The organism is Spirillospora sp. NPDC048819, from assembly GCF_040650055.1.
Lineage (GTDB): Bacteria > Actinomycetota > Actinomycetes > Streptosporangiales > Streptosporangiaceae > Spirillospora.
In genome coordinates this window covers 12,340-25,613 of the sequence record NZ_JBEZGN010000034.1, presented here as the reverse complement: position 1 = coordinate 25,613, position 13,274 = coordinate 12,340, and the positions used below count along the sequence as shown (strand labels likewise).

The window sequence follows — 13,274 nt, the reverse complement described above, 5'->3', positions numbered from 1 at the left end:
CGGGGGGCGGCTAGCCGAGGATCTTCGACATGTCGAAGTCGTCGAAGTCGGCGACGATCTGGTGGGCCGCGTTGCCGCCCCGCATGATCTGCAGCGCGACCCAGCCGTTGGGGAGCGGCTGGTCGGCGTCGGTCTTGTCGATGACCTGCTCGCCGTTCACCCAGAGCCGGAGCCGGACCTGCGCGGCGTCCCCCTCCTGACCTTCACAGGCGACCTGAATCTTGTTCGGACCCTCGGTGTCGAAACCGGGGACCGAGTCCGGGTTGGCGAGGTCCTTGGTGCCGAGGTCCCCGTTGACCTTGCGGAGCACGGCGCCCTTGCCGTCGTTGCGGACGAGGAACATGTACTGCTTCTTGCCGTCTTCGTTGGCCCGGCAGAGGATGCCGAACATGCTGTCCGGGGAGGCCTGGTCGACCGCCACCGTGACGCTCGTGAGCATCGGGTCGGGGAAGTCCTCCACCTTGTCCTTGGGCACCCAGCGCGCGACCTCGGCGGTGAACTTGTCGGTCTGCATCCGGTACTTGCCCTGCTTGTAGCCGTACTTGCCGTCGTAGCTGTCGCCCCAGCCGGAGTCGGGATTGGAGAAGGCGTCGCTGAACGCGGTGGCCAGGTTGTCGGGCGGGCCGCTCGGCCGCAGGACGGTGAATCCGACGACGGCGAGCACGGCCAGTGCGGCGACGATCGCGGCACCGATGATCAGCGGGCGGCGGGGGAGCCCGCCGGCCCGGCCGGAGCCGGGGCCGCCGGGACGGGCGCCGTCGCGGCGCGTGGTGTCGGCCCCGGTCGGGGGCGCCGACTGGGTGAAGGCGGCCTGGCCGGTCCGCGCCTGCACCGTCGGGTCGGCGGCGGACGCAGGGCCGTGCCAGCCGGCCTGGACGGTCTCGGCGAGCGTCGCCGGGTCGGTCGTGCCGTTGCCGACGAGCCGCCCGAGCAGATCCTGGACGGACGGGCGGTTGCGCGGGTCCTTGTCGAGCGCGGCGGCGACGATGTCGCGCAGGCCCGGGTCCAGCCGGTCGAGCTGCGGTTCCCCGTGCGCGACCCGGTAGAAGATCTCCGGGACGGTGTTGCCCGCGAACGGCGCGCTGCCCGTCCCGGCGTAGGCGACGACGCAGCCCCACGAGAACACGTCGGACGCGGGCGTCACCTGCTCGCCGCGCAGCAGTTCGGGCGGCAGGTAGTTCGGCGTCCCGACGAACTGGCCCGTGCGGGTGGGGCCGTCGGCGGCGTCCAGGGCGCGGGCGATGCCGAAGTCGATGACGCGCGGGCCGGTGGACGACAGCAGCACGTTGGCGGGTTTGAGGTCGCGGTGCACGATGCCGGCGCCGTGGATGGCGGCGAGCGCGGTGGCGACGCCGACCGCGAGGCCCTCCAGGTCGGAGCCGGGCAGCGGGCCGCGTTCGGCGACGGCGCTCTCCAGGCTGGGGCCCTCGATGTACTCGGTGACGACGTACAGGGGGTCGGTGTCCAGCTCGGCGTCCATCACCGGCGCCGTGCAGAACCGGCGGACCTGCCGGGCGGCGGTGACCTCGCGCCGGAACCGGTCGCGGAAGGTGCCCTCCCCGGCGAGCTCCCGGTTGATCACCTTGACGGCGACGCGGCGTCCCGCCCGGTCCTCGCCCAGGTAGACCGTCCCCATGCCGCCGCGGCCGAGCCTGCCGACCAGCCGGTAGGGGCCGAGTTCCTCGGGGTCCTCGGGGCGCAGGGCCTCGCCGTTCTCTCCTGCGTGCGTGGTCATCGTGATCCTGAACTAGGAAATCGGGAGTCTTTTCCGTAGAACCCTAGCGGCCCCCCAGAAACGCGACGCGCGAAGCGTGCCGTTTGTTAGACGCGGAAGGGTGCTAGCGCGTTCGGCGGGCTCGGGGGAGGGTTCGGAAGGGCGGCAGCTTCTCGCCGGTGAGGCCGAACGCGTACGCCACGACCCGGCCGGACCAGCGCTGGCAGCCGACGACGAGCCCGTACAGCGGGCGGGGATAGCGGCCGGTGAACGGGATGACGAACCAGCTGAGCAGCATCACGCACACCAGTGCCGTGTACATGACCAGCATCACGGCCAGGTGCGGGATCACCAGCAGGCCGCGCAGGAGGGTGAGCCAGCGCCGCGGCCCCTGCCACGCCGCCGGGAAGGGCAGGTCGACCACGACGGTCTGCTCGTCCGCGCCCGGGGCGGCCTGTTCACCCCGGGGGTGCTCCGATGGAGCGGGCGGTGTTTCGGCTGGTGCGGGGTCGTTCGCCTGGGGAGCGGGTCGCGGCGGCGGGACCTCCGCGTTCGCCGCGGCCGCCGGCTGATCGCCGTCCGGCCCGGCCGCGTCCGGCCCGGCATCCGACGCTGCGTCCGACGCCGCATCCGACGCCGCATCCGACGCTGCCTCCGACGCGGCCTCCGGGGCGGGTTCCGAGGCCGGATCCGGCCGCCGCCAGGACGCCGAGATCGTCTCCGCGGCGCGCTCCGGGTCGGCCTTCTCCTGCCCGACGAGCCGGGTGAGGAGCTGCCGTGCCGTCGGCCGGCCGCGCGGGTCCTTGCCGAGCGCGGCGGCGACGATGTCGCGCAGCCGCGGGTCGATGCCGGTGAGGTCCGGCTCCTCGGTGCCGATGCGCTGGAAGGTCTCGGCGACCGTCTTGCCCTGGAACGGTGGACGTCCCGTCCCGGCGTAGGCGACGACGCAGCCCCACGCGAACACGTCCGACGCCTGCTCGACCGGTTCGCCCCGCAGCACCTCGGGCGCGATGTAGTTCGTTGAGCCGAGTGGAACTCGTCGGTTGAATGGTGGCGGGTGGGGGCTGGAGGACGGCGTTCCGACGAACTGGCCGGTGCGGGTGGGACCGCCGGGGGAGTCCAGGGCGCGGGCGATGCCGAAGTCGATGACGCGCGGGCCGGTGGACGACAGCAGCACGTTGGCGGGTTTGAGGTCGCGGTGCACGATGCCGGCGCCGTGGATGGCGGCGAGCGCGGTGGCGACGCCGACCGCGAGGCCCTCCAGGTCGGAGCCGGGCAGCGGCCCCTTGTCCCGGACGGCCTTCTCCAGGCTCGGCCCGTCGATGTACTCGGTGACGATGTAGGGCGGGTCCTGGTCGAGTTCGGCGTCCAGGACGGGCGCGGTGCAGAACCGGTGGACGCGCCGCGCCGCGGTCACCTCGCGGCGGAACCGGGCGAGGAACGCCGGCTCCCCGGCCAGCTCCCGGTTGACGACCTTCACCGCGACCCGGCGGCCGTCGGGCTCGGCGCCGAGGTAGACGGTGCCCATGCCGCCGCGGCCCAGGCGTCCGAGGAGGCGGTAGGGCCCGAGGACGCGGGGTTCGTCCTGCTCCAGCGGTCCGGCGGCGGTCGTGGTCATGGGGGGCGGCGCTCCTCGGAAGATCGTCTCTCCGGGCCCACCTTATGGGAGCGGGGGATCGCCGGTGCGCGGGTCAGGGGATCAGCAGGAGCTTGCCCGTGCTCCGCCTCGCCTCCAGGTCGGCGTGCGCCGAACCGGCCTCGGCGAGGTCGTAGCGGTGCCCGACGTGGACCCGCACGGCGCCCGATTCCACCCACCCGTAGACCGCGGCGGCGCGTTCCAGCAGCTCTTCGCGGACCTCGGTGAAATGGGCGAGCGACGGGCGCGTCAGGTACACCGATCCGGCCGCGTTGAGCCGCTGCGGGTCGAACGGCGGCACCTTCCCGCCGGCCGCCCCGTACAGCGCGAGGACGCCGCGCCGGCGCAGGCTCGCCAGGCTCCCGTCGAAGGTGGGCGCCCCGACGCCGTCGTAGACGGCCGCGACGCCCTCGCCGCCGGTCAGCTCCCGCACCTTCTCGGGGAACTTGTCGTAGCCCATCGTGACGTCGGCGCCCGCGTCCTTGGCGAGGCGCTCCTTCTCCAGCGTGGAGGCCGTCCCGATGACCGTGGCGCCGAGGGCCTTGGCCGCCTGGGTGAGCAGCAGCCCCATCCCGCCCGCCGCCGCGTGAACGAGGACGGTGTCGCCCGCCTGGACCGGATACGTCGACCGCGTCAGGTAGTGCGCGGTCATGCCCTGCAGCAGCGACGCCGCCGCGTCCTCCAACTCGACGCCGGCGGGGACGGGGACGACCTTGTCCGCCGGGACCACGGCCTTCGCCGCGTAGCCGCCCTGCACGTTGGCCCAGGCGACGCGGTCGCCCACCGCGAACTCGGTGACGCCGTCGCCGGCCGCCGCGACCGTCCCCGCCGCCTCCACACCCGGCGTGTACGGGAGGCTCTGCGGGTAGGCGCCCGTCCGGAAGTACACGTCGATGAAGTTGACGCCCGCCGCCGCCACTTCGATCAGCACCTCCCCGGGGCCCGGCCGCGGGTCGGGACGCTCCCCGGCCACCAGGACCTCGGGGCCGCCGTTCTCGGTGATGACGATCGCGCGCATGTAGTCCTCCTGCCTTCGGATGCTGATCTCAGAACCCGGCGCCATCGGCGGGCATTCCATCGCCGGGATGTTCAAATCCAGTCGCGCATCGTCCGGGCGACCAGCGCGACGGTCTCCTCCACGCGGGACGCGACCGTCCCGGCGTCCCAGATATCGTGCCGGGCGCAGTCCTCGAACGCGACCTTGACCGCCGCCAGAAAGAACGCGACGACGATCCGCGGCCGCAGGTCGTCCTCAAGATCCACGTCCTCGCGTCGCGCGATCTCGGCGGCCAGCGTCTCCGCCGACGCCGAGTGCCGCGCGATCTGCGCCGCCATCAGCGGCGGCGTCGTCTCGATCACCTGCCGGACGCGGCGGAACCGGGTGCCGTCGGCCGGGTCGCCCTCGGCGATCGTCCGCAGCATCACCCGCAGCGACTCCAGCAGCGCGGTGAACGGCCGTTCCCCCGGCGGACGCGCCGCCAGGGCCTCTTCCAGGACGTCGTCGTGCTCGGCGAGGAAGCTCGTGACGACGTCCTCCTTGGTGGCGAAGTAGCGGAAGAACGTCCGCTGTGACACGTCCACCGCCGCCACGATCTCGTCGATCGTCGTCGTCTCGTACCCCTGCGCGAGGAACAGTTCCAGCGCCGCGTCGAGGAGCGCGAACCGGGTCTGCTGTTTCTTGCGTTCACGGAGCCCGGCCAGAGCGCGCGCGGGAGCACGCTCGTCTGGGGGGCCTGACGGGTCGCCGGCGGGGACGGCGCTCATCGGCTCGCTCCTTCTATCCGCGTGACGCGGGCACTGGACACCCGGCTCACAGAGGCTTCTATCACGGACGCGCCCTCCGTATGCGCGCCGGATTCCAACATCCGGAAGCGACCGGCCCCGCGACCGGCTCGGCGATTGGCGCACGCGCGCCCGGCGCGTCGTGCGGCCGCTCGCGGGCCATCCCCCGGGGATCGTGAAAGAGTCGTCCCACTCTTCGGATTCTCCCTGCGCAGCCCCGGGTTTCGGGTCATGCTGAAGGCCGGTCACCAGTTGTCGCCGGATGACCGCCCAAGGTGGTTCCGGCGGTCGAGACCATGCTGAGGCGGCTGAAGTGTCTGTAGTCGGTGGGCGGGAGATCGCCGAGGAGCGCCGGCGTCACCTCGCGGCGCTCGCGCACGAGGTCGAGGCGCGCGGGCTCTCGTGGCGGCTCGCCGGTCCCGAGGAGTCCCTGCTGAGCGTGACGGGCCCGCGGACCCGGCGCCAGATCATGGTCGTCGCGACCCTGTCCGGCGACGGCTGGTACTACCTCTGGCCGGGCGGCGGCATTGCCGACGTGGCCGAGGCCCCCAACGTGGCCGACCGCCTGACCCGGCTGCTGGGGTAGCCCCCCGCCTTGCCCTCCCGTCCCCGGGGTCTCTAGACTCGGGTGCGAACGTTTGTTCGAATATCCGCATGTTCTTCCCCCGTGCGGTGCGCGCGAGGGGGAGGCAGATGACACGCGTGTTCGGCGACCCGGTGGACGTCTGGGTGAGCGATGGACGTCCCGTCCGGTTCGTCTGGCGTGACCGGCTCTACACCGTCCGGCGGGTGCTGGAGCACTGGGTCACGACCCGTGACTGGTGGCGGGAGCAGCAGCCCGACGGCGAGGCCACCGGCGAGCGGGAGTTCTGGCGGGTCGAGGCGACCCCGGACAGGGAGATCGGCGTCTACGAGCTGCGTTTCGACGTGGCGGCTGACAGCTGGCTGCTCTCCCGGGTATGGGACTGACGTGCACATTCACGTCGCATCGGGGTATTCGCTGCGGTACGGGGTCGCCTCGCCCGCGGCGCTGGCCGAGCGCGCGGCGGGCCTCGGCATGGAGACGCTCGCGCTGACCGACCGGGACGGACTGTACGGCGCGGTCCGTCACGTTCGGTCATGCGCCGACGCGGGCATCGGGGCCGTCGTCGGCGCCGACCTCAAGGTCGCGTCCACGGGTGAGGAACGGATCGTGGTGCTCGCCGAGGGCAGGGCCGGATGGCGGTCGCTCTGCCGGCTGGTGACGGCGGCGCACGCCGCGGGCGGACGCGGCAACCCGCTGGTGACACGGCAGATGGTCGGCGCGCACGCCGAGGGGCTCATCGTGCTGCTCGGGCCCCGGTCGGACGTGGGCCGGGCCGTCACCGGGCGGCGGCCCGACGTGGCGGCACGGCTGCTCGACGCGTGGCGCGCCACCGCCGAGACCGTCATCGAGATCGTCGACCATCACGACCGGGGCGACGGGCCCCGGGCGGCCCGGATGCTCGCGCTCGCCCGCGAGGCCGGGGTCCCCGCCGTGCTGGGCAACGCCGTCCGGTACCTGGAGCCGGCCGACCACCCCGTCGCGCAGGTGCTGGACGTGACGCGCCGCCTCGTCCCGCTGGACCGGCGGCACCTCGACGACCGGACCGGGCACGCCTACCTGAAGTCGATCCCCGAGATGCGCCGTGTCGCGGAGCTGAGCTGCGGCCCGGACGAGGCGGACGCGCTGCTGGGCGCCACCCGCCGGCTGTCCGAACGCTGCGTCCTGGACCCGGCCGGCGACCTCGGCATGAACGACGTCCACCTCCCGGCCGTGGCGGGCGACCCGTACGCGCGGCTCGTCGCCCGCTGCGCCGCCGGGATGACCCGGCGCGGGCTCGGCGGATCGCGGCGGGCCGCCGCCCGGCTCGACGACGAACTCGGCGTCATCGCCCGCAAGGGGCTGGCCTCCTACTTCCTCACGGTCGCCGACGCGGCCGCGCTGATCAGGGAGCGCGGCATCCGCTGCGCGATCCGCGGCTCCGGCGCCGGCAGCCTGGTCAACCACCTGCTCGGGATCGGCGACCTCGATCCGCTGCGGCACGGCCTGGTCATGGAGCGGTTCCTCGCCGACAGCCGCGAGGGCCTGCCCGACATCGACCTGGACGTGGAGTCCGCCCGGCGGCTGGAGGCCTACGAGGCGCTGTTCGACCGGTTCGGGGCGGAGAGCACGGCGTGCGTGTCGATGATGGAGACCTACCGGGCGCGCAGCGCGATCCGCGACGTCGGCAACGCCGTCGGGCTCCCGCCGCTGGAGATCGACGCGATCGCCAAGGCGTTCCCGCAGATCAGGGCGAACCAGATCCGCGCGGCGCTGGACGACCTGCCCGAGCTGCGGCAGAGCAACCTGGCGGCCGGCCGCCTGCAGGTGCTGTTCCGGATCGCCGAACGCCTGGACGGGCTGCCCCGCCACATCGCCATGCATCCGTGCGGCGTCCTGCTGTCGAACCCGACGCTGCGGGACCGCACGCCGGTCGAGCAGGCCGCCGCGGGCTTCCCGATGAGCCAGTTCGACAAGGACGACGTCGAGACGATGGGCCTGCTCAAGCTCGACGTCATCGGCGTCCGGATGCAGTCGGCGATGGCGCACGCGGTGGCAGAAGTAGCACGGGCGTCGGGGGAGCGGATCGCGCTGGAGGACGTCCCGCGCGACGATCCCGCGACGTATGAGATGGTCCGCACGTCCCGGACGCTCGGCTGCTTCCAGATCGAGTCGCCCGGCCAGCGGGAGCTGATCGGCAAGCTCCAGCCGCGCGACCTGGACGACCTGGTCATCGACATCTCGCTGTTCCGTCCGGGCCCGGTCAACTCCGACATGGTGTCGCCGTTCCTGGAGTCGCGCGCCGGGACCAGGGAGCCCGCCTACCCGCATCCCGATCTCGAGCCGGTGCTGCGGGAGAGCCTCGGCGTAATCGTCTTCCACGAGCAGGTCCTGCGCGTGTTCGACGTGATGACCGGCTGCGGCCTGTCGAAGGCGGAGGCGGCGCGGCGGAGCCTGAACCACGAGCGGGGGCAGGCCGTGGTCGGCGCATGGTTCCGTGAACGCGCCCTCGCCCGGGGCTATGACGAGCCGGCCGTCGAACGGGTCTGGCGGCTGCTGACCGCGTTCGGCGCGTTCGGGTTCTGCAAGGCCCACGCCGCGTCGTTCGCGCTGCCCACCTACCAGTCCGCCTGGCTGAAACGGCACCACACCGCCGCGTTCTACGCGGGCGTCCTCACCCACGACCCCGGCATGTATCCCAAGCGGGTCATCCTGGACGACGCACGGCACTTCGGCGTCCCGATCCTCCCCCTGGACGTCAACCACTCGGACGCGGACTGGCATGTCGAGCCCGTCTCCGAGGGCGGCCCGGCGGGGATCCGCGTCGCGTTGAGCGAGGTCAGGGGCATCAACGACGGAGAGATCACCGCGATCGTCACCGAACGCCCCTACGCGTCCCTGACCGACTTCTGGCGCCGCGCCAGGGTCTCCCGCCCGACCGCCGAGCGCCTCGTCCTGGCCGGGGCGTTCGACGGCGTCTACGGCGCGAGCGACGTCCGGGGCGAGGGCGGGGTCGCGCGCCGCGACCTGCTCTGCCGCGTGGGCGCACTGGACCGCGTCGCCGCCCGCGCCCCCGTCATCGAAGGCCAGCTGCCCCTGGGCCACGAGGACGGCGACGGCGCCCTGGAACTCCGGCTCACCGAGGACGTCACGGCGGGAGGGCTGCCGCCGATGACGCCGGCCGAGGTCGTCGAGGCGGAACTGGACATCCTCGGCATGGACGTCAGCCGGCACGTCATGACCTTCTACGACGGGCTGCTCGCCGGCCTCGGCGTCGTCCGCGCCGCCGACCTTCCGGGCCGTCCCGGCGGAAGCGAGGTCCTGGTCGCCGGCGTCAAGGTCGCCACGCAGACGCCGGCGGTCAGGTCGGGGCAGCGCGTCATCTTCGCCACGCTGGACGACGCGACCGGCCCCATCGACCTCACGTTCTTCGAGTCGGTGCAGGACAGCTGCGCCGCCACCGTCTTCGGCTCCTGGCTCCTGGTCGCCCGCGGCCGTGTCCGCCGCGCCGGAGCACGCGCCGTCTCGATCACCGCCGTCGCCTGCTGGGACCTGAACACCCTGCACGAGGCGTGGCGCCGGGGAGGCCCGGACGCCGCCCGCGCCGCCATGGCGGCCCCGGCGGCGCGGGGCCGGCCGGTCGGCGACCGGGTCGTCCACCCCACCGGGTTCGCGATGTCCCCGTACTCGGACATCGGCCATGCCGGCCCGGCCATCAAGCGTCCCCCGAGGGCCGCCCTCTGGCACACCAGCCAGGGCAGCTCAGGCCCAGCCCCGGGCTAGCTCTCCCGGGGCGACCTGGAGCCTGGTGATCTGGAAGACGGTGGCCATGGAGAGGGCGGCGGCGAGGGCCTGGAGGGCGGCTGCGGCGACGCCGACGTGGACGTCGAAGCGGGCGTCGGCCAGGGTGTCGACGCTGCCGTGGGCGAACGCGTAGGCGAGCACGATGCCGAGGAGGGTGCAGGCCCACCAGCCGGCGACGACGAGCCCGGCGGCCTGGCGCTCGGCCGTCCGGTACCGGCCACTGTTCACCCAGACCTCGTAGACCATCCGCGGGGGGAGCCACAGGTTGACGATGGGGCAGAACCAGCCGAAGAGGACCCAGGCCCGGTGGTACTGGTGCGGGCCCGGTGACTGCCGGTAGGCGCGCCACAGCCAGGTGAGGTACAGCACTCCGGTGACGGCCGCCATGATGGCGCTGATCGTGAACACGTCGGCGTAGGGGGCGAGGGCCTTGCCGGTGACCTCCGCGTCATAGGTGCCGTGAGTGGCGGTGCGGAGCGGGTCGGAGAAGCGCAGCAGGCTGATTCCGGAGCCGAGGGCGACGAACGCGTTGAAACCGAGGAGCATGAAGACGGCGACGCCGACGGCGCGGAAGTCGCGGCGCCGCGCCCACGCGCCGCACGCCGGGCACCGGTCGACCTCGGTCGGGATGATGTCGCCGCACAACGCACACGGCATGATTCACCTCCGACGGGTTTTGCCGTTCGCTGTATTGGATACTACGTAGGTTTGACTTACGCGGCCCATCGCGGGTTCGGGTCCGCGGACCGGATCTTCAGATGTGGAAGACGAGCCGGGCGGCGGCGAGCGTCGCGGCGGCGGTGACGGCGGCCCACGCGGCGAGGCGGCCGAGGCCGCCGGTCGACAGCAGCCGTTCGGGGCGGAAGCCGGTCACGAGCAGCAGCGCCCACCATTCGGCGGTCAGCGCGAGCGTCCCGTACAGCGCCCCGAAGCCGATCAGCGAGAACGTCAGGACGACGCCCGCGGGCGTCGCGACGTGCGCGAACAGCGTCGGGCCGCGGGCCGGTCCGTGGATGCTCCTGCGCAGGCCCGCGAGGACGATGCCCCACCCGGCGGCGCACAGCACCCAGAGGGCCACGACCGTCACGGGCAGCCCGCTCAACGACTCCGGTGCCAGTGCCTCGTCCTTCCCCCCGCGTGTCCGTCGTCCCGGTCGCCGGCGATCAGGACGCGGATGACCACAAATCGAATTCTGTCAGCATTGCGTCCCGGACCGGGCGGGTCGAATACAGGTTCGAGACTGTCAGAGGTGCTCCGTACTGTTGACCTTGTGATTCGGGCGACACCTGGGAACAGGAGTCGAACCGAGTGGCTTGTAATGACGTACCTAGGGGTATGTGACAGTCGGTGGCTTCCGCACAGGCGCGGCCCACCGGGCTAAGGAAGGGGTGTTGGCAGTGAGTGCAGCGACCGGCACGTTCCATCTCTCCCACCCGCGGCTTGACGGGCCCGCCGAGCGGACCGTCGTGGAGCCGTGGCTCACCGAGCTTCCGCACGCGACGCTGAACGCCTACGCCGAGACCTCGCCCGCGCTGGCCCCGGTCGAGGCACTGCCCATGCGGCGGACGCCGTCCACCCGGCCGGCACCCGCCCGCATCGCCGTGGCGGCCTGACCGACGACGAAAAGGGGACCGAGCGGCCTCGGTCCCCTTTTTCATGCGCTGCTGTCTCATATATTGATACATAGTTCCCAGAATATGAGAAGCGGTCGTAGGGTGAGGGCACCGGACAGAGAGGTGATCCCGATGGCCCCGACCTACACCCATGGCCACCACGCGAGCGTGCTGAGCTCACACCGGTGGCGCACGGCCGAGAACTCCGCCGCCTACCTGATCGGGCACCTGCGCCCCGGGAACTCGGTGCTGGACGTGGGCTGCGGCCCGGGCACGATCACCGCCGGCCTGGCCGGACGCGTCGCCCCCGGCCGGGTCGTCGCCGCCGACGCCGCCGAGAACGTCGTGGACGAGGCCCGCGAGAACACCGCCGGCCTGGACAACGTCGAATTCGCCGTCGCCGACGTCCACGCCCTGGACTACGCCGACGGAACGTTCGACGTCGTCCACGCGCACCAGGTCCTGCAGCACGTCGCCGACCCCGTCCAGGCCCTCCGCGAGATGCGCCGCGTCACCAGGCCCGGCGGCATCGTCGCCGCGCGCGACGCCGACTTCGGCGCCATGATCTGGTACCCGGACCCGCCCGGCATGGACGCCTGGCTGCCGATCTACTACCGGGTCGCCCGCGGCAACGGAGGCGAGCCCGACGCCGGCCGCCGCCTGGTCTCCTGGGCCCGCGCCGCCGGCTTCACCGACGTCACAGCCTCCTCCTCGGCCTGGTGCTACTCCACGCCCGAGGAACGCGAGTGGTGGAGCGAGTCATGGGGCGGCCGCATGATCCGGTCGTCGGTCGCCGACCACGCCGTCGCCGGCAGCCACGCCACCCGCGACGAACTCCAGCGCGTCTACGAGGGCTGGAAGGCATGGGCCGCCGCCGAAGACGGCTGGTACTCGGTGACCCACGGCGAGATCCTCTGCCGCGCCTGACCCGCCGCCGTCCGTCATCGCGGGCCGGGCGGCCCCTCCGCGGCGAGCCGGGAATCGGCTTCCGGCCCGTCGTCCTCGTCGGGGGCCGCCAGCACGGACGCGACGCGGTACACGACCGCGACGAGCGGGACGGCGACGATGGCGCCCGCGATGCCCGCCGCCAGCGTCCCGGCGGCCACGGCGACGACGACCACGACCGGGTGCAGATGCAGCGTCCGGCCCATGATCAGTGGTTGCAGCAGGTGGCTCTCGGCCTGCTGGACGGCGAGGACGGCGGCCAGCACGAGCAGCGCGTCCGTCGTCCCGCCGCCGACGAACGCGATGATCACCGCGGCCGCGCCCGCGAGGATCGCCCCGATGATGGGGACGAACGCGGCGATGAACGTCAGCAGCGTCAGCGGCAGGGCGAACGGCACCCCGATCAGCACGAGCGCCAGCCCGATGCCGGCGGCGTCCGCCAGCGCGACCAGGATGATCCCGTGCACGTACTGCCCGAGCGCCCGCCACCCCGCGCGCCCGGCGACGTCGACCTTCGGGCGGCGCCGCTCGGGCGCGAGCCGCAGGACCCACTCCCACATGCTCCTGCCGTCCTTCAGCATGAAGAACAGCAGGAACAGGGCGATCAGCACGGCGGCGCCCACCCGCGTCACCATGCTCGCACTCGCGACCGGGTCGGGCGACGACCGCCGGAGAGTGCGCACGGCGCCGTCGATCAGGGTGTCGAGCTGCTGCTCGCTGATCGGCAGCGCGCCCACGATCTGGCTCTGGGCCTCCTGCAGCCCTTCGGTCAGGCTCCGGCGCATCTCCTCCCACTGGCCGGCGATCCGGTTGCCGACCAGCGCGACCGACCCACCGATGGCGATGAGCACGGTGAACAGGCCGGAGAGCGCGGCGACCCAGGCGGGGGCGCGCAGCCGCCGCACCTGGCGCGCGACCGGCGACACGAGCGCGGTCAGCAGCAGCGCGGCGATCACCGCCATCACCAGGGACGCGACCTTCGTGAACAGGTAGACCAGCACGCCGACGGCCGCCACGATGACCAGGAAGCACGCGGCCACCGCCGCCGTGTTGCGCAACGTGGACGGGACGGCGTCGAATCCCTTGCCGGACGTCACCCGCCGCCCGTACCCGGCCACCCGCCCGGCAACCGCTCCCTACCTTGCGCCCGCCGGAGCGGCCGGGTTCACCTAGTCCTCCGGAGGATGCCCCGGCCTTCAGGCCGGAGAGGAATCCGGA

Annotated in this window: 12 protein-coding genes; 5 read left to right on the top strand and 7 right to left on the bottom strand. The window is 72.9% G+C overall.

Annotated elements, in window-relative coordinates:
• Positions 1-10: 10 nt before the first annotated feature.
• The 4 genes from AB0C35_RS34270 to AB0C35_RS34255 all read right to left on the bottom strand — a co-directional run bounded on the left by AB0C35_RS34270 (position 11) and on the right by AB0C35_RS34255 (position 5,114).
• Complete coding sequence (locus AB0C35_RS34270; RefSeq protein ID WP_358465380.1) at positions 11-1,735, bottom strand: serine/threonine-protein kinase; 1,725 nt, start codon at positions 1,733-1,735, stop codon at positions 11-13.
• A gap of 103 nt (positions 1,736-1,838) precedes the next feature.
• Complete coding sequence (locus AB0C35_RS34265; RefSeq protein ID WP_358465377.1) at positions 1,839-3,332, bottom strand: DUF4389 domain-containing protein; 1,494 nt, start codon at positions 3,330-3,332, stop codon at positions 1,839-1,841.
• 73 nt (positions 3,333-3,405) lie between these two features.
• The gene (locus AB0C35_RS34260) at positions 3,406-4,368 is read right to left on the bottom strand and encodes a quinone oxidoreductase (RefSeq protein WP_358465374.1); all 963 of its coding nucleotides are present in this window, start codon (positions 4,366-4,368) and stop codon (positions 3,406-3,408) included.
• 71 nt (positions 4,369-4,439) lie between these two features.
• Positions 4,440-5,114 carry a TetR family transcriptional regulator gene (locus AB0C35_RS34255; protein WP_358465371.1) on the bottom strand — a complete coding sequence of 225 codons (675 nt, stop codon included), beginning with the start codon at positions 5,112-5,114 and terminating at the stop codon, positions 4,440-4,442.
• Between the two features lie 331 nt (positions 5,115-5,445).
• Between AB0C35_RS34255 and AB0C35_RS34250 the strand changes: the two genes are divergently transcribed.
• The 3 genes from AB0C35_RS34250 (at position 5,446) to AB0C35_RS34240 (ending at position 9,477) form a co-directional block, all read left to right on the top strand.
• The gene (locus tag AB0C35_RS34250; protein ID WP_358465368.1) at positions 5,446-5,718 is read left to right on the top strand and encodes a hypothetical protein; all 273 of its coding nucleotides are present in this window, start codon (positions 5,446-5,448) and stop codon (positions 5,716-5,718) included.
• A 107-nt stretch (positions 5,719-5,825) separates the two neighbouring features.
• Complete coding sequence (locus tag AB0C35_RS34245) at positions 5,826-6,101, top strand: DUF6504 family protein (protein ID WP_358465365.1); 276 nt, start codon at positions 5,826-5,828, stop codon at positions 6,099-6,101.
• A 1-nt stretch (position 6,102) separates the two neighbouring features.
• Positions 6,103-9,477 (top strand): DNA polymerase III subunit alpha, encoded by a 3,375-nt coding sequence (locus tag AB0C35_RS34240; protein ID WP_358465362.1) that lies wholly within the window; start codon positions 6,103-6,105, stop codon positions 9,475-9,477.
• Here AB0C35_RS34240 and AB0C35_RS34235 read toward each other — a convergent pair.
• Both AB0C35_RS34235 and AB0C35_RS34230 read right to left on the bottom strand, forming a co-directional pair.
• A complete protein-coding gene (locus AB0C35_RS34235) occupies positions 9,457-10,155 on the bottom strand; it encodes a DUF4328 domain-containing protein (protein ID WP_358465359.1) in 699 nt (232 codons plus the stop codon). The genes AB0C35_RS34240 and AB0C35_RS34235 overlap by 21 nt on opposite strands.
• 97 nt (positions 10,156-10,252) lie before the next feature.
• On the bottom strand, positions 10,253-10,600 hold the full coding sequence (locus AB0C35_RS34230; RefSeq protein WP_358465356.1) for a hypothetical protein: 348 nt from the start codon (positions 10,598-10,600) through the stop codon (positions 10,253-10,255).
• Between the two features lie 295 nt (positions 10,601-10,895).
• Between AB0C35_RS34230 and AB0C35_RS34225 the strand changes: the two genes are divergently transcribed.
• A complete protein-coding gene (locus AB0C35_RS34225) occupies positions 10,896-11,111 on the top strand; it encodes a hypothetical protein (RefSeq protein ID WP_358465353.1) in 216 nt (71 codons plus the stop codon).
• Positions 11,112-11,243: 132 nt separating this feature from the next.
• Positions 11,244-12,038 (top strand): methyltransferase domain-containing protein, encoded by a 795-nt coding sequence (locus tag AB0C35_RS34220; RefSeq protein WP_358465350.1) that lies wholly within the window; start codon positions 11,244-11,246, stop codon positions 12,036-12,038.
• Positions 12,039-12,052: 14 nt separating this feature from the next.
• Here the strand turns inward: AB0C35_RS34220 and AB0C35_RS34215 are convergent, their stop codons facing one another.
• Positions 12,053-13,153: an AI-2E family transporter gene (locus AB0C35_RS34215; protein WP_358465347.1), complete on the bottom strand. Its 1,101-nt coding sequence runs from the start codon at positions 13,151-13,153 to the stop codon at positions 12,053-12,055.
• Positions 13,154-13,274 lie beyond the last annotated feature (121 nt).

What these genes read in the sequence shown, in the direction of transcription:
- AB0C35_RS34270 (WP_358465380.1), bottom strand. Translation starts at nt 1,735, where the DNA reads ATGACCACGCACGCAGGAGAGAACGGCGAGGCCCTGCGCCCCGAGGAC.
- AB0C35_RS34265 (WP_358465377.1), bottom strand. Translation starts at nt 3,332, where the DNA reads ATGACCACGACCGCCGCCGGACCGCTGGAGCAGGACGAACCCCGCGTC.
- AB0C35_RS34260 (WP_358465374.1), bottom strand. Translation starts at nt 4,368, where the DNA reads ATGCGCGCGATCGTCATCACCGAGAACGGCGGCCCCGAGGTCCTGGTG.
- AB0C35_RS34255 (WP_358465371.1), bottom strand. Translation starts at nt 5,114, where the DNA reads ATGAGCGCCGTCCCCGCCGGCGACCCGTCAGGCCCCCCAGACGAGCGT.
- AB0C35_RS34245 (WP_358465365.1), top strand. Translation starts at nt 5,826, where the DNA reads ATGACACGCGTGTTCGGCGACCCGGTGGACGTCTGGGTGAGCGATGGA.
- AB0C35_RS34235 (WP_358465359.1), bottom strand. Translation starts at nt 10,155, where the DNA reads ATGCCGTGTGCGTTGTGCGGCGACATCATCCCGACCGAGGTCGACCGG.
- AB0C35_RS34220 (WP_358465350.1), top strand. Translation starts at nt 11,244, where the DNA reads ATGGCCCCGACCTACACCCATGGCCACCACGCGAGCGTGCTGAGCTCA.